The organism is Flavobacterium sp. TR2 (assembly GCF_025252405.1).
Taxonomy (GTDB): Bacteria; Bacteroidota; Bacteroidia; order Flavobacteriales; family Flavobacteriaceae; genus Flavobacterium.
The window spans coordinates 3,905,012-3,931,343 of record NZ_CP104307.1; the positions used below are offsets into that span (position 1 = coordinate 3,905,012).

The 26,332-nt window shown below is 40.0% G+C and carries 11 protein-coding genes; 5 read left to right on the forward strand and 6 right to left on the reverse strand.

Annotation, left to right across the window (positions count from 1 at the left end; translation table 11 throughout):
- Positions 1-7 precede the first annotated feature (7 nt).
- On the reverse strand, positions 8-8,563 hold the full coding sequence (locus tag N4T20_RS17075) for a T9SS sorting signal type C domain-containing protein (RefSeq protein ID WP_260670326.1): 8,556 nt from the start codon (positions 8,561-8,563) through the stop codon (positions 8-10).
- A gap of 387 nt (positions 8,564-8,950) precedes the next feature.
- Here N4T20_RS17075 and N4T20_RS17080 point away from each other — a divergent pair, with 387 nt between their 5' ends.
- From N4T20_RS17080 to N4T20_RS17090, 3 genes are all read left to right on the forward strand, one after another.
- Complete coding sequence (locus tag N4T20_RS17080) at positions 8,951-9,661, forward strand: hypothetical protein (protein WP_260670327.1); 711 nt, start codon at positions 8,951-8,953, stop codon at positions 9,659-9,661.
- A 150-nt stretch (positions 9,662-9,811) separates the two neighbouring features.
- Positions 9,812-10,807, forward strand: coding sequence for an SDR family NAD(P)-dependent oxidoreductase (locus N4T20_RS17085; protein WP_260670328.1), 996 nt, complete (start codon positions 9,812-9,814; stop codon positions 10,805-10,807).
- Between the two features lie 29 nt (positions 10,808-10,836).
- Positions 10,837-11,643, forward strand: a complete 807-nt coding sequence (locus tag N4T20_RS17090; RefSeq protein WP_260670329.1) for a helix-turn-helix domain-containing protein — start codon at positions 10,837-10,839, stop codon at positions 11,641-11,643.
- 189 nt (positions 11,644-11,832) lie between these two features.
- On the opposite strand, the gene N4T20_RS17095 is transcribed toward N4T20_RS17090, so the two are convergent.
- From N4T20_RS17095 to N4T20_RS17110, 4 genes are all read right to left on the reverse strand, one after another.
- The gene (locus N4T20_RS17095) at positions 11,833-13,794 is read right to left on the reverse strand and encodes an OmpA family protein (protein WP_260670330.1); all 1,962 of its coding nucleotides are present in this window, start codon (positions 13,792-13,794) and stop codon (positions 11,833-11,835) included.
- A gap of 2 nt (positions 13,795-13,796) precedes the next feature.
- On the reverse strand, positions 13,797-14,708 hold the full coding sequence (locus tag N4T20_RS17100; RefSeq protein WP_260670331.1) for a type IX secretion system membrane protein PorP/SprF: 912 nt from the start codon (positions 14,706-14,708) through the stop codon (positions 13,797-13,799).
- A 61-nt stretch (positions 14,709-14,769) separates the two neighbouring features.
- Positions 14,770-20,970: an Ig-like domain-containing protein gene (locus N4T20_RS17105; protein WP_260670332.1), complete on the reverse strand. Its 6,201-nt coding sequence runs from the start codon at positions 20,968-20,970 to the stop codon at positions 14,770-14,772.
- Positions 20,971-20,977: 7 nt separating this feature from the next.
- Positions 20,978-21,670, reverse strand: a complete 693-nt coding sequence (locus tag N4T20_RS17110; RefSeq protein WP_260670333.1) for a hypothetical protein — start codon at positions 21,668-21,670, stop codon at positions 20,978-20,980.
- 447 nt (positions 21,671-22,117) lie between these two features.
- On the opposite strand from N4T20_RS17110, the gene N4T20_RS17115 reads away from it, so the two are divergent.
- Positions 22,118-23,647, forward strand: coding sequence for a helix-turn-helix domain-containing protein (locus tag N4T20_RS17115; RefSeq protein WP_260670334.1), 1,530 nt, complete (start codon positions 22,118-22,120; stop codon positions 23,645-23,647).
- A 247-nt stretch (positions 23,648-23,894) separates the two neighbouring features.
- Here the strand turns inward: N4T20_RS17115 and mnmE are convergent, their stop codons facing one another.
- Complete coding sequence (mnmE, locus tag N4T20_RS17120; RefSeq protein ID WP_260670335.1) at positions 23,895-25,295, reverse strand: tRNA uridine-5-carboxymethylaminomethyl(34) synthesis GTPase MnmE; 1,401 nt, start codon at positions 25,293-25,295, stop codon at positions 23,895-23,897.
- Positions 25,296-25,476: 181 nt separating this feature from the next.
- Between mnmE and N4T20_RS17125 the strand changes: the two genes are divergently transcribed.
- Positions 25,477-26,310 carry a universal stress protein gene (locus tag N4T20_RS17125; protein WP_260670336.1) on the forward strand — a complete coding sequence of 278 codons (834 nt, stop codon included), beginning with the start codon at positions 25,477-25,479 and terminating at the stop codon, positions 26,308-26,310.
- The last annotated feature ends 22 nt before the right edge of the window (positions 26,311-26,332 follow it).

The window sequence follows — 26,332 nt, forward strand, 5'->3', positions numbered from 1 at the left end:
ACTTGCTCTAATAGCCGTACGAAGTGTAGATAACTTTAGTTGAAACAATATCCTTATTCATTAGAAACGTTTTTACAATCAATTGCTGATCGCTGGAATGGAAATCCATAATATAATATTCGCTGATATTTACATTTTCCTTTTTGTATATAAGCCTTCCCAAAATATCATAAATCTCGAGCTTATCAATCACTTCAAAAAAAGAATTGACTTTTATGATTCCATCTTTTATAGAAACAATGACAGGATGATCTAATTTTTCCTGACTTGGGGTTTCATTTTTATAATGCAATACAAATCGGTCATCGAAAGTCCCTTTTGAAGTATTAAATCGATATGGGGATTTTTTTAGATTGAAAAAAACAAAGGCTTCTTTATCTTCCAAATAAATATCCTGATTGGCAAGCAATCCTTCTGTTTGTTCAATGCTAATTTCAAAGATGCCTCCGATTGTTGTGCTAAAGCCTAATAGCACTGTATCATTTACGTCAAAAGGCAGGGCTCTTCCCTGTATGGCAAAATTTTTACTCTGGTTGATGCTGTAAAAATCGATGTATTTATTTCCATTAAAAACAACTCCGTCAAAAGTGCTGTCAAATTCATTGGTAGCCCCTGTGATATAGCCAACAAGAGTTTGTTTGAATGCCCCTTGATTATTGTAAACATTTAGCCAAACTCTATTTTTTTCTACTGGGTCAGAGATTTTTTTTGTGGTATTGAATTTAAAAAATTGAGAATTGTTGCCACCAATTCGCATCGTATTATCAAACTTGGCATTGGTTCCAAAAACACCTTCTTTTCCTTGAATAAAAAAGGATTGCCCCGCTGTAATAAATCCCTTAGGAATCGTATTATTAATATGGGTAACGGGATCTTTGGGGCCAATTCCAACACCTCCTGTGGCATTGTAAGAAGCATAGTCATTGGAGGCGTTTGGCAAAGTTGCGCTTTGCGGGTTGTGAGACCAAAAATAAAGGGTTCCGTTTAGAACAGTTCTATTGGTTTCCAAAAACTGATCGGCATTGACCGCTGATGGATATGGGTTTCCGATGAGATATGATTTACCTGCCTCTATCCCTTCAGTCGTTATGGTTCCGTTGTTCGGAATACCTCTAAAATGGATTGGATAACTATAAATGTTTTCTTTATTAAAACCTGTCGGACTGCCAATGCTGTATCCTTTAGAAATTTTCATATGTTCCGTCGGTTTTTCCTCTTTCCAATTATTAGCGTTAGCATCAAATGAGAAAAATTTATCAGAAGGAGTATTAGGAGATGCTATTCCCAGCTGCTGAGATTCTACTGGGGAGGACCAATAGACATAATCGGATTGCAATACAGGAGTTGTAAATCGGCTGTAAATAATTTTTCCAATATTAGCCACTTCATTTTTCTGAATTAAACTAGATGTGTTGGCAAAACTAAAGGTTGCTCCGTCCAATACTTCAAGTTCATTGGCCAATGCCATTGTAATGCCTTCAGAGACATCGATAAAACCCGTAATTGCCTGACATTTGCACATTTCCGTATCAATGCTGAAAGTATAATTACCCTTCATATAAATGTACTTGTCTATGCTAGGCAGACCGTTTGTCCATTTTGCTCCTGTCCAAGCTGTAGATTCTAATGGTTTTAAAAGTACATTGGGCGTAGCTTTAGATAAACAGCTTCCGTCAAAAACCCTATAGCTGTAGGTTCCTATTTTGAGATTTGAAATTGTAGCAGTGCTTCCCGAACCCAGTATTGTTTCGGTTGAAGTGCCGCTTTGGTAAAGTGTCCAGCTGCCAGCAGGAAGTCCTTCTAACAAAATGCTTCCGTTTGTGCTGCAAGTAGGCTGAATAATGTTTTTTATGATTGGGGGATTTACAAATAATGGCTTTTTAATTTCCACAAGTGTTGGATCTGAAATACAGGAACCCACGGTAATGGAACGACAGCTGAATTGATGGGTTCCTGAGGGAATATTAGAAAAAGTTGCCGAAGCCTGATACAAACCTCCGTCAATATTGTATTCAAAACCAGTTCCTTCAGCAGGAATGCTTATAACAACAGTACCCGTGTTTACAATACAGTCTGGCTGTATTATAGAACCAACTGTAGGAGCATTTGGAACGCTCGGTTGTGCATATAAAACAACTTGAGATGATGGCATTGAAATACAGCCGTCAGCGTTAGTAACGGTAATTGTATAAGTGCCTGGAACAGTATTTCCACTTAAAATTGCTGTTGTTCCCATGCCCGTCAAAGTTCTGCCTCCTGAAGATGTTAGAGTCCAGCTTCCAGTGGGTAATCCGCTTAGGCCGACACTGCCTGAATTAGATTCGCAGGTTGCTTGGGTCACAAAATCAATTATGGGAGGAGTCGGCATAATTGGCTGCGAATTGATTGTAACCATTTCTGACGGGACTGAACTGCAATTTCCCAGCGTAGCAGATACAGTATAATTTCCAGCTGGTGCCGTGATTAGGTTTCCAGAAATGACAACTCCTGTGTTTGGAACAACAGTATAGCTGTTATCTGCATCATAATTTGTTATGCTAAAATTTCCCGTGCTTACTGTACAGGTTGGCTGCGCAACTGAGCTTAGCACAGGTTTGTCAGGGGTAACGGGTTGAGAATTAATAGTAAAAAGAATGGATTTTTCAGAAATGCATCCTTCTGAATTTTTTACTGTTAATGTATAGCTTCCCGGAGGCATACTGCTGAAAAATGCAGTTGGCCCTACCCCTTCCTGTCCTGGGTTTCCAACTACTATTTCGGGAGAAGCGTAGAGTGTCCATGCCCCAGAAGGCAAACCGCTCACTTCTACACTTCCTCTATTTGAATCACAATTTGGATGGACTATGTTCCCTATAATTGGAGGAGACGGAGTCATGGGCTGTTCCAAAATCTCGACCTCAGCTGATATTCCTGAAGTACAGTTTCCTAATGTCGCTGTCACAGTGTAATTGCCTTTTGGGGCCGTAACATTATTTCCTGAGAGTGTAACTCCAGTATTCGGATGTATAGCATAAGTATAATTTGAATTGTAATTGGTAATGGTGAAGCTTCCTGTAGCCACTGTACAGCTAGGCTGAATAGGAACACTTAACACAGGAACTTCTGGAGTTGTCGGTTGATCATTTAAAGTAAACGGTAAAGAAGAAGAAGAGCTACAGCCATCAGATTTTTTTACCGTAAGGGTATATGTGCCTGCAAGAGCGCCTGTAAGAATTGCTGTAGTACCAGAACCGTTTAGTCCTGTTCCGTTCCCAATTGCGGGCGATGCAAAAAGTGTCCATGAACCAACTGGCAAACCGCTTAATTCGATACTGCTAATATTGGATTCACAAGTAGGCTGTGTTACCCTGACAATTACTGGAGCGCTTGGTGTTTCAGGCTGTTTGTTTATGACTGCAACGGCCGATGCGTTCGAAGTGCAATCCGCCAGAGTAGCTGTAACTGTGTAATTTCCTCTTGGAGCAGTTATGGTATTGCCAGAAATTGTTACTCCGCTATTTGGGCTCACCACATAAATGCTGCTGGAATCATAATTTGTAATGGTAAAACTTCCTGTGGCTACTGTACAAGTTGGCTGTATAGGAATGCTTAACAATGGAATTGCTGGAGAAATAGGTTGCGGATTGAGTGTAACTGGCAATGAAGATGCAGACAGACAATCATCATCGTTTTTTACCGTAATGGTATAGGTTCCCACAAGAACTCCAGTTAAAATCGCCGTTGTTCCCGAACCGCTTAATCCCGTTCCGTCTCCAATGGAAGGCGTGGCATAAATAGTCCAAGAACCCGAAGGCAAATCGCTCAATTCAATGCTTCCGCTATTGGAATTACAGGTTGACTGTGTGACTTTTACGATTGTCGGAGCTGCTGGCACTATCTTAGCTTTCTCAATGGCTACCGTTACAGAAGCTTCTGAACTGCAAGTGCCAGAAATTCCGGAAACAGTAAAACTATAAGATCCTTCTGCCAAAGATGAAACAGTAAAAGAAGTTCCTGAACCTGAATATGAAGCATTAGCCGTACCACTTTGATTGAGTGTCCAAGTTCCTGATGCAGGCAATCCATTTATAACAACGCTTCCCGTTGGAGTACCGCAAATGGGTTGTGTTATTGTGCCGATAGCAGGTGTAGCCAGTGGCAATGGCTGCGCGATAATGGTAAATGAAGTACTTGCTTCCGAATTACACCCCTGTTCATTGGTAACACCAAGAGTATAATTGCCCGGTACGAATGTGCCAACTATGCTATAACTTGTTCCTGTTCCCGTAATCGTTTCTATTAATGACGAAGTGCTGTCAAACACATTAAGCGACCAATTTCCTGAAGGCAGATTGCTAATTAAAATAGATGTTTCACTATCACTACAAGAAGGATTTGATGTAATCGTTGCCGTTGGCGCCAATGGTGTCGACGGTTGAGCATTGATTGTAACATTGCCATCTTGCGCTAAACATATTGTGCCGCTGTCCAATACAAAATTATAGACTCCTGCCGTTAATGCTGATGCAATGTAAGTAGTGGGACTTGGCGATGGTTCTGTTATTGTGGCGTTAATTGGTCCCGTTTGGGTAATGGTCCATCCAGTTGCTGGCAAATTGTTGATAGTGACGCTTCCAGTTGAAACTGTACAGGTTGGATGAATTACTGTGCCCAACGTAGCTCCCGAAGAAATAGCATTCATAACCACATCAGCCGTCGTGGCCGAAACGCAGCCTGCATCTGAAACCACTTTAAATTGATAGGTTCCAGGCAACAATCCAGAAACTGTTGTGCTGCTCCCCGATCCTGTTATTTGGTTATCGCTTGTTCCGCTTTGCCGTAAAGTCCAAGTTCCTGTTGCGGGTAAATCATTCAAAACGACAGATCCTCCAGTAGCGCAAGTAGGCTGAGTGATAGCACCAATTGCGGGTACAGATGGTGTAGGCGGTTGAGGTGTGATTACCACATCAGCAGTAGCGGCAGAAATACATCCAGTTTCTGTCACGGTTACTGTAAAATAATACGTTGCAGGACTAAAATTGCTCATGGAAATGCTGCTTCCTGAACCCGGTATAGATAAGAATCTTAAGTTATTTCGGTAAACGGTTACTGTCCAATTTCCCAAAGGCAGACCGTTTAAAATTATTTTTCCTGAAGGGATCATACAGCTGGGCTGGTATCCAATTACAGGTATCGGAGTAGCAGGCAATTCATTGTCAACGGTTACCGTCACACTATCCTTAGTTTCGCAGCCGCTTACAGTATTGGTTGCCGTAAGTGTATATGTAGTGGTTACTGTTGGAGATGCAATTGGGCTGGAGATTGACGCATCCGATAATCCAGTGGATGGACTCCAGCTATAAGCAGTTTCTGCTTCGGCAATAGAACCAATACTAGCCGTCAGGACATTGCAATTTATAGTTTTGTCAATTCCTGCAGCTCCTGAACTTTGAGAGGTGTTGTTGACTGTTACCACAATTTCGTCAGTCGCCGAGCATCCATTGATTCCTGTTACTGTTAAAGTATAAACTGTAGTTGCAGTCGGATTGGCTATTGGATTGGAAATACTAGCACTCGATAACCCTGCCACCGGACTCCAACTGTAGGTGTTTCCTACCACAGGAGAAACTCCTATAGTTTTGCCAGAAACATTGGACGTGCAGGTTTTGGTAAAATCAATTCCTGCATCTGCAATAGGATTATCTGTATCGACTGTAACTAAAACAGTATCTGAATTTGTACAGCCATTGATTGTAGATGTCGTGGTAAGTGTATAAATGGTTGACACATTAGGATTTGCTGTCGGATTTGAAATTGTTGGATCAGATAGACCTGTCGAAGGACTCCAATTATATAGCACTCCAGTTATTGGCGCAGCTCCAATTAAAGCTCCTGTTGGGTTTATCGTACAGGATTTTGTAAAATCTAAACCAGCGTTTGCTTCAGGTGCTGCGGTATCGACGGTTACAATTACTTGGTCTGTAGCCGTACAGCCGCTTTCCAAATTGGTTGCAGTAAGCGTGTAAAGAGTCGTTTCTGTCGGATTGGCTATTGGGCTAGAAATATTAGCATTTGATAAACCTGCCAATGGACTCCAGCTATAGACAGTTCCCGCTAAGGCATCAGTCCCGATAATTCTCCCAGAACTATTGGCAATACACGATTTGGTAAAATCAGTTCCTGCATCTGCAATTGGAATTGCCGAATATACGCTTACCGTAACATCATCCGTAGCAATACAGCCAGTTCTGCTATTTGTTGCTTTTACCGTATAAGTTGTGGTAGCAGCAGGATTTGCTATAGGATTGGATATTGTTGTGCTTGATAACCCCTCAGACGGACTCCAACTATAAACTGTTTCGGGTTCTGGCTGTGAACCAATTTCTTTACCGCTGCTAAATTGCGTACAGGTTTTGGCAAAAGGCGTTCCTGCATTTGCAATAGGCGCTGTTAGATCTACCGTTACCAAAACGGTGTCGGTAGCTTTACAGCCATTTGTCATATTGATGGCTTCTAATGTGTAAACAGTGGTAACTGACGGATTGGCTATTGGGTTGGCTATATCAGCAGCTGAAAGTCCTGTTACTGGGCTCCATACATATTGCGTGTCGGGCATGGCTTGTTCTCCAATAGCTTTTCCATTTTGGTTCGCCGAACAGGTTTTAGTAAAATCAATGCCAGCATTGGCAATAGGTTTTTCAGTATTTACGGTTACCAAAACAGCATCGGTTACAGCACATCCTGTTGCTGTGTTTACTGCCGTCAACGTATAAGTTGTGGTGATGTCAGGATTGGCAATTGGGTCTGAAATGGTACTGTCGGATAATCCCGCGCTTGGAGTCCAACTATAACTAATTCCAAGTTCTGAGGCAGAACCAATTTTATTTCCATTTGCGAAGGAAGTGCAGCTTTTTGTAAAATCATTTCCAGCAATAGCATTTGGAGGAGTAATGGCAACGGTAGCTACAACAGTATCTGTAGCCGTACATCCTCCAACAATTTGAGTAGCTGTCAGAGTATAAGTGGTTGTAGCTGTCGGGTTAGCAATTGGATTAGCAACTGTAGCATCAGATAGACCTAATGTTGGACTCCAGCTATACGTTACTCCGTCAACTGGAACTGCCCCAATCTGTTTCCCTGAAGGGTTAGAATTGCACGTTTTTGTAAAATCAGTTCCTGCATCTGCAATTGGTATTTGGAGAGATTCGTTTATAGTAGCCGTTGCCGGATCTGAAACACATGACTCCTGACCTAAAAACCGAACAGTAAATACATGATTTCCCGGTTTCAATCCCGTAAACACATTAGAGCTTTGATACGCTCCGCCGTCTGCATTGTATTCATAACGGCTATCTCCCAAGTAAGAAGAGTTTAAAGTCACAGTTCCTGTAGGCACGCTGCAAGTAGGCTGAGCTGTAACTGTTGCAGATAACCCGTTGGGAGTTGTTAATGTAGCATAATTTATAGTGTTCGATCTTGGACTTAAAACATTGTCGTTTTGGGCATAAACACGATAATAATAAGTGGTTCCATTCGTAAGGCCCGTAACTTTTTTTGATAACACATTTCCAACATCCAAATTATCATAACCCGCTACAAAATTGGTGAAATTAATGTCTGTAGCCACATCCAGATAATATTTTGTCGCACTGGCTGAAGCCTCCCAATTGGCGGTTATTTCACTACAAGTGGCACCTGTTCCTGCAATCGCTGTTGGCGCATCCGGTGATTGGCCTCTACTTACAGTTACTTCTATAGTCTTAGAATGTTTGTAATCAATATCACGAAATTGTCCTCTGTAGATGGTAAAAGCGGTAAATTTAAGTGTATAAACCCCTGGCAATGCATTTGGAATTAAAAAATTTTGAATGTTTGCAGTAGCAACATCACCCAGAGGATCAGTTATACTCCATTGAAAACTGAGATCATCTCCGGGAGCACCAGTATATTCTCCATTCAAAAAAATGGTTTCCCCCACGAATACAGTAGGATTGGCTGTAGGGATCGCTGTTAGAGAACCTCCTGTATTCATTAAATCTAAAAAGTTTAACCCTGTAGGACTATCGTCATTTATATAATCGCAGATGGCATATTTTATAGAGTCAATAAACAGTGCCTGATCTGTAACGCAATTTCCCGTTAATCCTACTTTGTCAACTTGAAGACTGCTGTTTTGAGGAAGCCTTAAACTTGCCTGATTAATAAATTCAATGTGGGCTTTGGGCTGAAGATTTTTGGTTACTATTATTTCGCTGGCATTAATGGCAAAGGAAGGATTGGCATTTGATCCGTTTAAGATTAAAGCACCATCAATGAGTAATTGGTTGAAAGGTTTCGTTGTAATGCCTGCACTTGAAATATCAATGTTTTTACTAAATTGAATGTGAACATTATGAGTGCCATCAAACTCACCAGGATATCCCTGCGGAGCTTTTCCTGAAGGTATCACCCATTGGCTCCCATCATAATACTCCCAAGTGATAAGCGCTTGCCAGTCTCCCGAATTTACCGATCTGTAATCACCGACTGTCTGTCCAAAAGCAAAAGTTGTGCAGAGCAGCATTATAAGTAGAATTTTTTTCATACGAAATCCATTTATAAATTTGATCTGGGTGCATCACTGAATTAATTTATTGGCTCGTTTTGACTACTTAAACAATGTAAAGCTCCTACATACACCTAAGTATCTAAATATCAACAACTAATATAGCAAAAAATTTTAACAAATAATCGTTTTGAAAATGTAAAAAACAAGTTTGTTCTATTACTTAAAAATGACTATCGTTTAGTCAAAACATTTACTTTTTTACCTCGATACATGATCTGAAAGATCTGTTGAATTGATTTCAATGTTTTCTCGAAAGAAAAAAATGCTAATTTTATATCAAAAGCTTTTCAGTAAAACTAACCTTCTGAATCTAAGCGATATGATTGCTAATATCTTATTAAAACAACTTCTAGACATTCTATAATGGAAAAAATCAAAGATGCAAATAAGAACCGTTTCCACTGCTTCACAAGCCTTGTGTATCAAAAACTAAATGCTCCAAAAAAAGGGCTGTTAATGCTAAGCGTTTATGTTTTTTTAGGTAGCCAGACAGCCAGAGAATCCCATGCATACGCAGCTCAGGAAATACCCGGAAAAATAGAATGCGAATTCTATGATCTGGGCGGTCAAGGTATAGCTTACTCTGATTTGGACAGTGTCAATAATGGAAGCGGAAAACTAAATCCTGTAAATGGAAATCCTCTGAATGAATTCCGAATCAATGAAGGAGTTGATATTTCGTATACCAAATCGGACAGCATCGACAATAGCTCCTACAGCAAAATCCCAGTAAAACTAGAACAGCTTTATGTAGGCTGGACACAACCTGCAGAATGGCTCAAATACACTGTTGAGGTAAAAAAAGCAGGCAGGTATAAAATAGGTCTTCTCTACACTGCTAATGGAGACGGCGCCATCTCTATTGATGCCAATGGAAAGGACGCCACTGGAAAGATGAAAATAATTTCTACACATGATGATAGCGATCCCGTGCCTTGGCGACAGTGGCACCATTGGAGCAGCTCTGACAATATAGGAAGCATAACCCTTAAAAAAGGCCAACAAACACTCACACTTCATATCATAGAAAACGGTAATATGAATTTAGACTATTTGACTTTTACAGCTTACTAATGTTTTTCTGTTAATTTTAAATAGAACTAAGATATACAAACAGCTCAAATCTGGACTTTTAAACAAAATATATTCGGACGTTTAAACAAAATGAGCACAGGCGGCATAAGCTAACTTTGTCCATTATAAAATTTAAAAAACAAATTTAAAATGGAACACAGTAATTATTATGGTGCACTTCAAAAAGCCATAGGCTCAGGATTTAATGCTTCATCAACAGCACAGGAAGTAATTAGAGGGATTGATCTTCAGGGAAAAACCGCTATTGTAACAGGAGGAAATACAGGGATCGGACTGCAGACTGTCAAAACGCTTTGCCAAGCAGGCGCTCAAGTTGTCGTGCCTGCAAGAGACATAAAAAAAGCCGCAAGAAATCTCGTTGGGATACCTAATGTAACGATTGAAGAAATGGATCTTATGAACCCCCACTCCATAGATGCTTTTGCTGAAAAGTTTCTCCTTACAGGCAAACCACTGCATTTGCTGATAAACAATGCAGGAATTATGTGGGTGCCTTTAAGAAGAGACCGCCGCGGATACGAATCGCAGCTTGCAACCAATTATCTTGCAGTCTTTCAGCTTACAGCCAGACTTTGGGAAGCACTCAAAAAAGCGGAGGGAGCCCGAGTGGTGAATGTTTCTTCGAGTGGCCATCAATTTTCAGATTTTGATTTCCTAGACCCCAATTTCCTAAACAGAGAATATGAGACTTTAAAGGCATACGGACAATCCAAAACAGCTGTAAACCTTTTTTCAATAGAACTCGACAAAAGGGCAGAACATCATAACGTGCGTGTCTATGCCTTATGTCCGGGAGCTGTGGGCGAAACAGAATTAGCAAGAGAAGCTCCTGCTGATCTATTTCACAAACTGGGATTCAGTGATGCGCAGGGAAACATCCTGCAAGAAGTTGCCTCATCCTTAAAAACCATTCAGCAAGGCGCAGCTACAACCGTATGGGCAGCTACCAGCAAACTTCTTGACAACATTGGCGGGGTATATTGTGAAAATGCAGACATCGCAGATTTAAGTTCTGACACGTCTATAATCGGCGGCATAAAACCGTATTCTCTGGATAAGGCAAATGCAGAAAAATTATGGACTTTAAGTGAAGAAATGACGGGCCTAACATTTAATATCAGCTAAAATTGGTATCTTTAAACCATAGAGTCATTATGGATTATCAGGTAAATTATATCACAAGGGAAATAAAACTTTCTAATTATACAGGCAGACTCTTTAAAACAGAGGCTGCCTTTGATGACCATCTACTTGTGTGGCTAATCTCAGGGGAAACAAAAATCATCCAAACAGATCAAAGCTTTATATTTGGCGCGGGCAGCACTTTTCTGCTGCCACGAAACCAGCTGGCCACCATAATCAATATTCCTAAAGACGGTCTACCGCACAAGGCAGTTGCCATGCATCTGTCTACTCAAAGACTTAGAGATTTTTACAGCCATGCAGATTCAGCACCCAAGACCTCCAAATCACACATCTTAGACTTTGGAAGTCATCCTCTGCTTTCAAGCTGTATGGCTTCGCTCATTCCTTATTTTGAAATGCAGGACAATTTTCCCGAAAACATAGCTTCATTGAAAATCACTGAAGCCATTTCGATCCTCAGAACCATCAACGCAGATATTGACTCCATTCTGACAGACTTTGCAGTGCCAGGCAAGATTGACTTAGCCGCTTTTATGGAAAAAAATTTTATGTTTAATATGCCTTTGGAAAAATTTGGCTATCTAACCGGCAGAAGCTTAACTACCTTTAAACGCGATTTCTACAAAGCCTTTAGTCTTACACCTCAGCGTTGGCTTACTAAGAAAAGATTGGACGCCGCATACTATCAGCTAACTGAAAAAAACAGGAAGCCCTCTGATGTCTATTATGAAATAGGATTTGAGAATCTATCCCATTTTTCATTTGCCTTCAAAAAACAGTTTGGCTGCTCCCCTACTGAGCTGAAAAAAGTATAAGTCTCAATATTATATACAGGTATTCATTAAAAAGATCTCTGCAATCTCATTCTATACGATTTTAAACAAAAAAAGCAGGAAATGATTCCTGCTTTTTTTTATATCTGCCCTCTTTAGAGCATATTTTTGCAATAGTACTATCTTTTCTATAATGATGCAGACACCTAAATTACATTATCGTTGATGCCATTACATAGAAGAAATCAAAAATTCGCTTCTACGGTTTTTAAGATGCTCCTGCTCCGAACATTTAACCCCATCCTTGCATCTGTTAAGAAGCCTGCTCTCACCATACCCTTTTCCTTTAAGGCGATCAGCGGCAATGCCTTTTGTTTTGAACCATGCCATAATAGATTTTGCTCTTTTGTCTGATAAAACCATATTAGATTGGGCAGAAGAACGGCTGTCAGTATGCGAGCGTATATCGATTTTCATATTTGGATATTCTTGCATAACTGCCAAGATTTTTTCCAGTTCAATGGCTGCCTGATCTGTGATATTCCATTTTCCTAAATCAAAATAAATCATAGAGATGTTCAGTGTTTTAGCAAGATCCGTTCCTACTTTAACCGTCTTTATCTCTGGAATCGCTATAGCTGCAATCTGTTCTTTTTCTAGGGTAAAATCTAATCTATTGTCTAGTGCAGTGCCAATTGCAATAACGTTCTCTTTTCGAGGATACATTTTTCGCACCACTGTCACAAAATACTTTTTACTGCAGTTTACTTTAAAGCTGTAGTTTCCGTCTTTTCCTGTTTCTGCTGTTTCAAGTGCCTGATTGTTCTGGTCAAGGAGCGTAACCGTTGCTCCTTCAATAGGCATTTGTGACTTGCTGTCAAAAATAGTACCGATCAGAGTTCTCTCGCAAACGAGTTTTCTGGTTTCTGTAAAACTGTAAATATCATCACTTCCCATGCTTCCTTTTCTATTTGAAGAGAAATATCCTTTACGGTTAGTACTATTTATAATAAAAGCAAAATCATCAAACTTTGTATTTATTGGTTCTCCAATATTTTGAACTTGGTCAAAACTTCCGTTTTCAAGAATTTTTGAAACCACTACATCAAGTCCCCCAAGCCCCGGACGCCCATCAGTCGCAAAATAAAGTTCATTGTCATCTGAAATGAATGGAAAGGTTTCTCTGCCCTCTGTGTTGATCTGAGGGCCGAGGTTCTCCGGCTTGCCATATGATCCGTCTGGTCTGATCAGGACGCAAAACAAATCCGACTGGCCTAGAGTCCCCGGCATATCAGATGCAAAATATAGCTTTTTATCATCTAGACTTAGGGCTGGGTGCGCTGTGCTATATTTGTCGCTATTGAAAGGAAGTTCCACTATATTGGTCCATTTCCCATCGATTAAACTTGCTTTATACAATTTTAGGAGCGTAATATTTTTATCGTCCTTACCTCGTTTTCCGTCCAGATAATTGTTTCTCGTAAAATACATCGTCTTTCCGTCTTTTGTAAATACAGGAGTCGATTCGTTAAACTTAGAATTAATTTCTTTAATTAACAGAATCGGACTGCCTGTACTCGCGTCAGGATTGATTGGGGCAATATATAAATTGGTAAAATTCTTATTGGTCCACTTAAATGTTTTTCCGTCCTTACTATCAATCTGTCTTGCAGAACTGAATACTAGATTATTTCCTAAAAAGGCGCTTCCAAAGTCTGAACTCTCTGAGTTTACCGACGCAGGAGAAATTTCAAACCGTCCAGAGCTCATCTGTATCTGTTCCAGATAATTTCTATTGTTTTCAAAGAGAATTCCTCTACTATCCGTTGCATTCTTCTTATTGAACTGCTCCAAAATTTTGTCGGCCTTTGCATAATCGGCAGCTGATTTGAGGCACTGTGCATAACGGTATAGGTATTCTGGCTCCTGATTTGGGTTTAGGGCAAAAAGTCTGTCGTACCACAGAGCTGCTTTAGGCAATTCTGCATTAAAATAATAAGCATTTCCTAATCTTTGGAACATCTTTTCATCTTCAACTCCTTTTGCTGCCAGCTTTTCATAAATGTTTATAGCATCAGCATAGGCATAATTATTATATTCTTTTTCTGCCTTCTCTAATAGTGCTTTCTGCGCTGTAGCGCTCAAAAAGCAAAAAGACAGCATAATCGTGTACAGTATTTTTTTAAAGTCCATAATTAGAAAAATCTTGGTGATGTGATTCGGTTATAGCCCTTCATGAACTCAAAGCGCAGAAAGATCTCGTGAGAGCCTGAATTATAATGCCTCAGCTGGGTAGTTTCATGGTCATAAGCATATCCAACGTACAAACTTTTACTGATCTGAAATCCAGCCATGGCACTTAAAGCTGCACTCCATCTATAAGACAAACCTGCTGCAAACTTGTCGTTGAATAAAAAGTTTGCGGAAACATCCAACTGGAGCGGCGACCCATCGACCATTTTAAGAAGTGCTGCAGGTTTGAACTTAATCTCTTCGTAACGGTCCAGATTAAATACATATCCAGCTATTAAATAATAATTGATGCGTTCTTTGTAAATGGCATAATCATTATCATTGTAACGGTTTGTCTGAATAAAATTCGGAACTGACAAGCCTACATATCCTTTGTCAGAATGATAGTAAACCCCTGCTCCAATGTTAGGAGTAAACTTATTTTTAAAATTCGAAAACTGCTGATCGCCTTGGTTTTCCATGGTCAGCTTGTTTGGATCCAGATTGAAAACATTAGCTGATCCTTTGATACCAAAAGATAATTTAGCTTCAGCCGATGTCTGGATAGAATAGGAAATGTCCGCTGAAAAGTTAGTTTCGTTTGTGGGGCCGATCTTATCATTAACCAAAGAGAAGCCCAATCCTAAACCGCTGCTGTTAATTGGCGCATTTAACGACAAAGTACTTGTTTCAGGAGCTCCATCGAGTCCTACCCATTGGGTACGGTAAAGCCCGAAAATACTCATAACGCCCCTAGAACCCGCATAAGCAGGATTAATGCTAATTGTGTTATGCATATATTGGGTGTACTGCGCATCCTGCTGCGCAAAACCAACTGCTGAACAAAACAATAATAGTAAAGTTATTTTTTTCATTTATATATTTTTAAAACAATGGCTCAGACATGGCCGAGCCATTTTTGTTTATATGGAAATATTATTTAGCCAGATAAAGATATCCTGCTTCCTGCTTTGGTTTAGAAGCGCTGTCTTTATACTTCAGAATGTAATAATAAGTTCCTTCAGGCAGTCCTTCTGATCCTTTTACAGTTGTTCTTCCTTCTGAATAGCCTTTAAATACAATATCATTATTGTTGTAATGATCTCTATCAAATACCAGAACTCCCCATCTGTTGTAAATCTGGACTGTATTGTCTGGATAGCACTCAATTCCTTTGATGTAGAATCTCTCATTCATACCATCGCCATTTAAAGAAACAGCATTATAAATTTTTATGCTACAGCCATTCAGCTCTATAACTGTCGGATTATCTCCGTTTATGTTCTCAGAATCAGACTGGTCTGTCGCAACAATGCCACTCTGCGTGCTTCCTGAAACTGTTGCTTGATTGCTTAAGTGACCAGCATTTATATCTGCCTGAGTTAAAGTATATGTTCCAGTAAATGTCAAGCTATCACTCTGCCCTACACCTAATGATATTGGACCTCCCGTAATCGTAATTCCTGGAAGAATATCAGAAATTAGCACATTATTTAGAGTAGCATTTCCTGTATTTGTAACTGTGAAAGTATAAGTCAGAGTTTCGCCTGCTTCAACATTTCCGTTTCCGTTTTCATCGTTGAGTTTCACTTTCATAACAAGAGATACTGAAGGTTTTTCAACAAAAATGCGGACAGTTGCTGAACTGCAGTTACCTGGATTTGCTTTCTCACAGATTTGATATGTCAAAATATAATCGCCGCCTTTTGTTCCTGGAGCAACGTCAATAGTTCCGTCCTGATTCAGGGTAATTCCTTGCGGGAACTTGTCTGCTGTTAGAATAACATCCACAGGATTTACCGGAAGACCATTTAATTTATCATTCTTTAAAACATTGATAGCTTCTAATGAGCCATTAATTCCATCGGCAGTTGTAAAATCGTCATCATTTCCTGCATTAATTCCGAAATGAGGTTTAGCAGTACAGCCTGATGTAGCCGAAGGATAATTTACAGTTACTGACTGTGTAGGATTCAAGCTAAATTGCATTGTCACGGCAGGTCTTGTCAATTCAAATCCGTCATTGCCTTCAATCCATTGTCCGTTAGCCAATATCCATCCTGGCCAATCGGTTGGCAAATTGTTCCCATCTACTGCTGTACCCGGCCACAATACATTACCATTTAAAGGCATTCCTGTCTGTGTCGCTACAACGCGGTTCGAAGAATCAACCCAATTGATTGTCAGTAAACCAGAAGGCGTGAAATTATCTGCTTTTACACTATAAGATACATATGCTGCATTATTAAAACAGTAGCTCTCTGCTTTGATTGTCATGGTTGGCGCTACGACTGTAACTGTCACTGAAGCTGATGCACAGTTCCCAGAATTTGCTTTTTCGCAGATTTCATAAGTCAAAGTATACGTTCCTGCAGGAGCATTTGGAACTAACTCAACAGTTCCGTCTGGCTTTAATGTCAATACTTGATCAGGATCTGGAGTTAATACCTTCAGCTCAACATCAGCAGGCGCTAATGGATTGCTGTCTAATTTATCATTGTCTAAAACATTGATAACTTTAACTATTTCATTAATACCTGTAATAGGTCCTGCTTCATCCTTAATAGCTGCAATTATTCTTTTTTCAACAGGAATTGTAATTACTGCAGGTGTTGCATCTACTGCTCCACTATTGTCTGTTGCTGTGAAGGTAAATGAATCGTTTCCTGAAAAAGAACCGCTTGGATCGTAAGTCAGCATCCCTGCTTCCGTTGGTGTTAAAATTTGACCAACAGCTACTGGCGAACCATTTAAAGCTAATGTACCGTTTGATGGCAAACTCAGTATAATGTAATTTGCAACTGTTCCATCTGTATCCGTTGCTGATAAAGCTTTAATAGCTGTTGCACCAGCACTAGACGGAATTGCCGTATTTGTATCATCGTTTGCGACAGGAGCATTATTGCCAACAGGAATAGTGATCGTTCCTGGCAGTAATGCTTTTAATCCTAAATCGTCTGTAACCGTAAAATCAAAAGTTACATTTCCTGAGAAGGTTCCGCTCGGAGTATAGAATACCATTGCCGCTTCTGCTGGTGTTAAAATCTGATTCACTGTAATCGGGTTGCCTGCCAACGTTAAAATACCGTCTGTCGGCAAGCTCAGAATTGTATAACTGGCAATTGTCCCGTCAATATCGCTTCCTGTCAAAGCATTGATTCTTACTGCTCCTGCTGTTGATGCGATTGCATTATTTGTATCATCATTTGCAATCGGAGCATCATTCACTGCCGTAACAGTGATTTCGATATTGGCTGTTGAAGTCAAGCTGCCGTCAGTAATCACATATGGGAAGCTGATTGGCGTCGTCGAATTGAAATTAGCCGCAGGCGTAAAAGTGATCGCTCCCGATGCCGAAATATTTACCGTTCCGTTCGGAACCGAAATGGTCTGAACCCCGCCTGTAAGCGCCGTTCCGTTGATGGAAGCGATTGAAAGCGCGTCTCCATCCGCATCCGTATCGTTCGCAAGAGGCGTCAGGGCAATTGCATTATCTTCTGCAGCCGTATAGGTGTCATTTACCGCAATTGGAGCATCATTCACTGCCGTTACGGTGATTTCGATATTGGCTGTCGAAGTCAGGCTGCCGTCAGTAACCACATAAGGGAAGCTGATTGGCGTCGTCGAATTAAAATTGGCCGCAGGCGTGAAAGTGATCGCTCCCGATGCCGAAATATTTACCGTTCCGTTTGGAACCGAAATGGTCTGAACCCCGCCTGTAAGCGCCGTTCCGTTGATGGAAGCGATTGAAAGCGCGTCTCCATCCGCATCCGTATCGTTCGCAAGAGGCGTCAGGGCAATTGCATTATCTTCTGCAGCCGTATAGGTGTCTTTTACCGCAATTGGGGCGTCATTTACTGCCGTTACGGTGATTTCGATATTGGCTGTCGAAGTCAGGCTGCCGTCAGTAACCACATAAGGGAAGCTGATTGGCGTCGTCGAATTAAAATTGGCCGCAGGCGTGAAAGTGATCGCTCCCGATGCCGAAATATTTACCGTTCCGTTCGGAACCGAAATGGTCTGAACCCCGCCTGTAAGCGCCGTTCCGTTGATGGAAGCGATTGAAAGCGCGTCTCCATCCGCATCCGTATCGTTCGCAAGAGGCGTCAGGGCAATTGCATTATCTTCTGCAGCCGTATAGGTGTCATTTACCGCAATTGGAGCATCATTCACTGCCGTTACGGTGATTTCGATATTGGCTGTCGAAGTCAGGCTGCCGTCAGTAATAACGTATGGGAAGCTGATCGGCGTCGTCGAATTAAAATTGGCCGCAGGCGTGAAAGTGATCGCTCCCGATGCCGAAATATTTACCGTTCCGTTTGGAACCGAAATGGTCTGAACCCCGCCTGTAAGCGCCGTTCCGTTGATGGAAGCGATTGAAAGCGCATCTGCGTCAGCATCCGTATCGTTCGCAAGAGGCGTCAAAGGAATCGTGTTGTCTTCTGCAGCCGTATAGGTGTCTTTTACCGCAATTGGGGCGTCATTCACTGCCGTAACGGTGATTTCGATATTGGCTGTCGAAGTCAGGCTGCCGTCAGTAACCACATAAGGGAAGCTGATTGGCGTCGTCGAATTAAAATTGGCCGCAGGCGTGAAAGTGATCGCTCCCGATGCCGAAATATTCACCGTTCCGTTTGGAACCGAAATGGTCTGAACCCCGCCTGTAAGCGCCGTTCCGTTGATAGAAGCGATTGAAAGCGCGTCTCCATCCGCATCCGTATCGTTGGCAAGAGGCGTCAAAGGAATCGTATTGTCTTCTGCAGCCGTATAGGTGTCTTTTACCGCAATTGGAAAATGTTTCACATCTGGTGTAACGGTTCCTGAATTATCTCCTCCAGTCGGATCATTCTGTTCTCCAGATATAGAAGCTGTATTGGCATAAGAACCTGAAGCATTTACTGTAGCCTGCATGGTAAGAGTAGCACTGGCACCGTTTGCAAGATTATTAATAGTCCAATCTGGCGCAGACCATGTTCCAACTGAAGGCGAAGCGCTTACAAAAGTATATCCCGAAGGAAGAACATCTGTAACTTTCACTCCTGTTGCTGCACTAGGTCCCGCATTGGAAGCTGTAATTGTAAACGTAACAGTGCTTCCAACATTTGGTGAAGTATTATTAACTGATTTGGTTACAGAAAGATTTGACTGAACCAAAGGTGTGGCAGTGGCCGAATTATTTCCGTTAGTCCCATCAGGATTATTCCCTGAAATGCTGGCAGTATTGCCATATGATCCTGTTGAATTTACAGTTGCCGTAACTGTTAAAGAAGCACTTGCTCCGTTAGCAAGAGAGCCAACTGTCCAGTTTGGTGCTAACCACGTTCCTATTGAAGGTACTGCACTAACAAAAGTATATCCTGAAGGAAGCACATCACTGACTGCTATCCCTGTAGCTTTGTATGGCCCTTTATTTTTAGCTGTTATGGTAAATACCACGTTGTTTCCTACACTTGGCGATAAATTATCTGCAGTTTTCGTAATCTCTAAATCTGCAGGACATAGTGCCGCATCGAAATTTCTTGTTGTCACTGAAGTTCCCCCACATGAAGTGGTAACTGAGTATTTCACTGAAACTGTACCTTCTCCAGTAAAACTTAAAGTATTTCCGGCTAATGTTCCGGGACCGCTCATGATGCTTAATGTTCCGCCAGCTGGAGTCGGATTCAAAATAACGGGATCATCAACGCAATATTTTGAATCTGGCCCGCCGCCAGTAGAAATTGGCTGGATGGCTGGATTGGATTCTGCACCACAGATCTGCACATCTGCAGTTGCAAAAGTATAGCTCGTTTCATTTGTAGTGTTATTGGTTCCATCACCCATGCTTCCGCTGATTCGATGGCCCACATATCCGAACTTAGCTTCACAACTCTTTACAAGCATAGAAGTGTGTCCTCCCGTTTCAATTGCCAGAATATTATCAGAAGCACCAAGTCCGCCAGGAATTGTCGGATTATTAGAAGTCGCTGATCCAACGCCTAACAGGGAACCATTGCTGTTTCCAAATGCATAAATTTTATTTGCGTTTGTAAGCACGTTGATAGCCGCATAGCGTGCATCATGCTCTTGAGGGCTGAACCATTTTATATCATTCATAAACGGACCAGAAGCAGAAGTATATCTAGGCTGAATCCATGCAAGCCTTTCAGTGGCAGAAGTCCAATCTCCTAACTGTCTGTTGCTATTGTTTCCTAGAGCATATAAACTCCCATTTGTAGCTAAAATGTAATGAGATTGTAATGTTCCTGTGCCTGTTGACCCAATCATTTTTGGCGTAATTCCAGCAGGAAGTGTCATGGCACTAGCATAATTTTGATTTGCAGCAGCACTGTTGTTTCCTAAAAACACATTAACACCCCATATATATACAGTCCCATCAGATTTTAATGCCATAAGCGCATCATTATTTCCTCTGCAGGCTACTACATCTGTCAAAAATGGATTATTATTTTCAGAAGTTCTCACTCTGTACCATGTTGTACTATTGCCAGACGCTCCATTAGCCCTTACAGCAGCTGTTTGTGAAATTACCCAGACATCTCCACTGCAGGTTGTAATAGCAAGCGTTTTAAAGGTTCCAAACATCATTTTAACATCGCCTGGAGCTACCCCGCTTGGAAGTCCATTGGCATTGCCGCCTATGGTCAGTTTTTGAAAAACAGCGCTGCTTGTAAGCGACGCGTCCAAAACTGCACCAACTTTAGACCAGGCATAGAGACCATCTGTGGCTAAAAGTATCCCTTGCACATTGTCTGAAGAACTGCTTCCCAGAGCTGCTTTCAAAGGAACTGCGCCAGCAGATAAAGCTGGAAAATTGGCCTTGTTAATGGTAATGGGCGATAACTGGTTGGTTCCTGTACTAGAAATTGTTTCGCCCCAAGTCTGGAATGAACCGTCTGAAGTTCTTACCACAGTGGTGTGCCAGCTCGAAACAAAGTTATCGTACTCAATTGTGGCGGCATTGCTGTTTGAAGCGGCGCCAAAATTGGACAAATCCGTATTGGAACAGCCCATAATCGGAGTGGCGCATTGTGCATCTGCTGCCTGACTAAATATAAAAAACACAAAAAACAGAGCAATTGTCTTTTGCAAATTCAGTCCGTTATTTAAATTAAAGTAGTTTTTTATCATACTCATCGGTTCGTTATTTTATTATCTGAGGAAGGCTATAAGTTTGTACCTGTCTGCTGAAATCATAAAAATCAAACATCAGATAGGTATCTTTATCAGCTGTTCCCGAAATTCTGTACTTCAGTAGCTGATTTTTACCATTCAAAGCAATTTCCTTATCTAAAGGTTCAGCTGTCATTGAGACTCCCACTCCCACAATTGACATTTCAGGAGTTGGTAGCTTTGCAACAGAACTTCCTTTCACAGCAATTTTTACCGGAACAGTAAGAATCAGATCCGAATAGTTTTTTCCTTTTACTATTTTTTCTGAGAAACTAATTTTTGAGAAATCAAAAGATATTTTAACAGATTCCACTTTAATCTTAAATTTTTCGGGAAACTGCTGGTGATCACATTCCCCATCATGTTTCTTAGTTTCATGAAAATTAATTTCGTACTCTCCAGGTTCCTGAAATATGTAATTTTTGATTTCATTGCCACGCAGAGTAACGAAGACATTATTTTTTGAACTGCTGACTGTCCAAGTCACAGACTCATCAATAGATCCAAAGTCGATTTTTTCGCCAAATGAAATTGTTTTGAAAAATTGCGCTGATGGCTCCTCGTAAATGTTTTGTGCTGCTGATCTGTAAGAATAAAATAAACTGTACAGCAGCAGATAGAGTAACAGTTTTTCTTTTCTGAAAGATTTCAGGTAATTGGTCATGATTATAAAAGTTTAATTAATTGAGCTGTTTGCTAATTGGCTGCGAAAATACCATTTCGAAAGGGCGGCAAGAAGCTTTATACTTTCACTATAGCGCAAAAATGAAAGCTTTTCTTTCCTACAAAAAACGTAACACACTAAACAACAACCAATTAAAAAAATACTTACGCCGCAGTCTTAAATCCAGACAATTAAGCATCCAATCCGATATTTCAGTAAAATTTGGATAAAGTAAGAATGCTTGTAAGGAAAAAACACAATGCTTTTGCCATCCTTTGCTTCTGACTGTCTGCGGCGCAGCGAATTAATCACATTTCAAAATCAAGAATTTGCAATAATTTCCAATAATTTTAATATTTTAGCCGCCCATTAATATTACCACACCAAAGCGCCACACTGCTTTGGATTTTTATTTCCAATTTCCATTAACATTTTACCATTAGTTACATGTACTTAAGATCCATTCTTTTATTATTATTCATTTTTATTTTCTGCCGGCCCAGCTACTCGCAAAACTCCCAGTACGATAAAGTATTTGCCGAAACCGCTCAGGTTTTATTAAGCTCAAATCCTAAAAAAGCATTAAGCAACACCGATTATCTTTATAAAATAGCGCAGAACAACAACGAACGTATTAAAGCCGGAATGCTTAAAGCAACGCTGCTCCGACAATACGGTTTACGCAATGAAGCGATTGCTGCCCTCAAAAAAGCCGATAGTATCGCTTCATCCGATCAGAACTACACGCAAATGGCCAGAATTAACGGCTTTCTTTCTACGCTTCACAGAGAAAATGAAATCTATAGTCTAGGGAAGATATATCTCAATAAAGCGGTACAAGCAAGCAGAAATATTGAAAACAAAGCAGAGATGTATAAGTTTCAAGGGAACCTTTCCCAAGAAATCGCTTATTATGAAATGAATTCATTCAACTACTCTAAGGCAATCGAAAAGCTTAAAGATGGAAATATTCTCTTTAAAAAAGCAGGTCCAGAGATAGACGTCAATTTCAATACCGCAGTAAATGACGAGCTTATCGCCAAAAATTATCTTTCATTAAACAAAGCAGATTCAGCGTTATTCTATTATGCAAAGGCTACAAAAGAACTACAAGAATCACAATCTTCAGAAAGTCCTCTGAAAGGTTTTATTCTAAACGGCTTAGGAAACGTTTACCGTGAAAAGGGAGACTCAAATAAAGCGCTTCAAAACTATAATAAGGCTGAACAGATAGCCAATCAGTCAAATTTTTTCATCCTTAAGCAGGAAGTATATAATGCAATGATGGCTTTTTACAAGAATAGCGACAGCAGGAAATACATTGCTTATAATGAATTGAATCTGAAACTGCATAAAGATGAGGAAGAAAGCAGAAAAATTATTGCCGATGATCTGATCAAAACTCTGCGTAAAAATCATATCAACAGCCAATCGCAGTATAAAAAAAGTACTGTGGTTATGGCGTCTGTATTCAGTTCAGCCGTATTGCTTACCATTGTTTTTTTCTCCTATAGAAGAAGACAGGATTTCAAAAACTTCAATAGCATTATCAGTAAAGCCACTTTCAAAAAAGATTCTTCGCAGCGCAGAGACAACGGCAAAGAGTATATGTCTGAAGCTACAGAAAATAGTATTTTAAACAGTCTGAAAGAATCTGAAAAAGCGCAGTTTTATCTCAATAGCGAAGTATCTCTAACTACTCTAGCGGCAGAACTTGGCATTAACCACCGCTATCTTTCCTATGTCATCAACAAGAATACCGAAAAAGATTTTGCTGGCTATATCAATGAATTACGGATTAATTATATCGTCGATCGTCTGCGTAACAACCCTAGCTATTTGAAATATAAAATAAGCTATCTTGCAGATCTTTCCGGATTTTCCTCCCACAGCAGATTTACCACCACTTTCAAAAAAGTTACTGGGCAATCACCTGTTGACTTTATAAGACAGCTCGAGAATGAAAACAACAGCTGATTTGCATTACGAAAAACATTAAAATAGCCAAGTCAAAATATTGTTTACATAAATTACGTTGGTGATACATAAAAAGCAGGGAAAATTCGTTTCTGCTTTTTAACGGCCGTTACACTTCTCAACACATTAATATGCAGATTTGAACAAAATATTTGCTGGTGAGAAACAATCCAAGAAAAAAGGGCTAAAACATTACTTATTAACATTTTAGCCCTTTATTTTTTTTGCTTTTATCTATTTACGCCCTCTATTTTCCGATGCAGAAATTAGCAAATATATTGCCCAACAGCTCATCATTAGAAACTTGCCCTGTAATCAGCCCGAATTGGTATAAAGCCTCGCGGATATCAAGCGCCATAAGATCGCTTGAAAGGTCTGATTCTAAACCAAATTTTACTTTTTGAATTTCATCCAAAGCTTTCAATAAAGAATCGTAGTGTCTTGTGTTGGTAACAATCGTTTCGTTATTGCGAAGTGCTCCTGTATTTACAAAAGACAGCAATTCATTTTTTAAATCCTCTACTCCTATTTTTTCTTTTGCAGAAATTAATAATAGTTTCGCATTTAGATTTTCTAACTGACTGGTAATATTGGCTACTTCATCAGCAGATAAAATATCTTTTTTATTCACCACAATAATTAGCGGTTTTAGCGGATATTTATTCTTAATCTGCTCAATTTCATTTACAAATTCAGAACTTGAAGTTTGGAATTTCAATCCGTCAAATAAATAAATTACCACTTGAGCCTGGTCAATTTTCTCGAAGGTTTTCTTGATTCCGATGCTTTCGACAACATCTTTGGTATCACGAATTCCGGCAGTGTCAATAAATCTAAATCCGATTCCTCCTATTACCAGTTCGTCTTCAATGGTGTCACGCGTAGTTCCGGCAATATCAGAAACAATGGCTCTTTCTTCGTTTAACAAAGCATTCAGCAGGGTCGATTTCCCAACATTCGGTTCGCCCACAATCGCAACTGGAATTCCGTTTTTAATGACATTCCCAACCGCAAACGAATCAATCAAACGCTTTAAAACAAATTCAATTCGGTTCAGCAATTCATGAAACTGCGTTCTATCGGCAAACTCAACATCTTCTTCTGCAAAATCCAATTCCAATTCGATTAAAGAAGCGAAATTCAAAAGCTCCTCTCTAAGTTTAGCAATTTCATTACTGAATCCGCCGCGCATTTGCTGCATCGCAATTTGGTGCGAAGCTTCATTATCTGACGAAATCAAATCGGCAACTGCTTCTGCCTGCGACAAATCTAACTTTCCATTCAAGAAAGCCCTCAACGTAAACTCACCCGCATCGGCCATTCGGCAGCCATTTCGCAACAATAGTTGAATAATCTGCTGCTGGATATAAGTCGATCCGTGACAAGAAATTTCGATCGTATCTTCTCCCGTATAGGAATTTGGGCCTTTAAATACCGAAACTAAAACTTCATCTAAAGTTTTACTCCCATCAACAATATGCCCCAAGTGAAGTGTATGCGTTTTCTGCTTGGTTAAATCTTTGTTTTTAATCGATTTAAAAACCGAATTGCCAATGGTAATGGCATCGGCTCCAGAAATACGAATTATGGCAATAGCTCCAGCTCCCGAAGGCGTAGCCAAAGCAACTATAGAATCTTGATTTATCATGCTGCAAAGGTATAAAAAAACGCTCAATTTCTTTTCTGGGTTAATTTTGCTCCATATCTACCCGAAATCTTCAAATTAATTAAGATTAATAAATCATTAAGTGTTAAAATACTGATAAATGTCAGGTTGTTTTCTTCGCAGAATGAGTAAATTTGAGAGACAAACTTTAATCTTAAATACTATGAAAAAGATATTATTTCCAACCGATTTCTCTGACGCTGCCACCAATGCATTTGTTCATGCTTTAGAATTTGCTAAAGTTGTAAACGCCGAATTAATCTTACTTCATACATTCGAGATTCCTGTTTACGACAGCCAATTCTTTCCAGAGAATTATGCTTCCATATACAGTTCAATCGAGCTTGCAAAATTTGAAATGTTTAAGGATGAAATTCCGAAACTAAGAACTATCGCTGCTGAACGCAATTTAGAAGACATTGCGATCAAACACCGTTTAATGGATGGCGATCTTATTTATAATCTCAAAAATGCGGTCGAAGAAGACAACATCGATTTTGTCATTATGGGTACAAACAGCGTATCTGACTGGACGAAATTCTTTACAGGTTCTAATACCGAATCTGTAATTTCGGGAGTTGAAGTGCCTGTTTTATGTGTTCCTATCGATGCAAAATTCAAAAAAGTAAAAACAATCGGTTTTACTACACGCTATCGAGAGAAAGACAAAAAAGAGCTGAAAAAAATCTTGAAAATCGCCAAAAAAACTGATGCGAAAGTTAAAAGTTTATATGTAAAAACGTCTAATTCTGATGTTACAGAGGAAATCAGAAAAGAATTTGAGAAAGAATTTGCAGGAGAAAATGTTGAATTTTTAGTGCTGCCAAGCGATGACGTAAAAGAAACCATCCTTGATTTTGTGCTTTACAAAGACATTGATATTCTGACCACAATTACGCACAAACGTTCTTTCTTTGAAAGTCTTTTTGATTCTAGTTTCAGCAAAAAAATATCAAAAGAAGTGCATATTCCTATTTTGGTAATGCACGAAGATTAAATGACAATATTGATGATTTTGT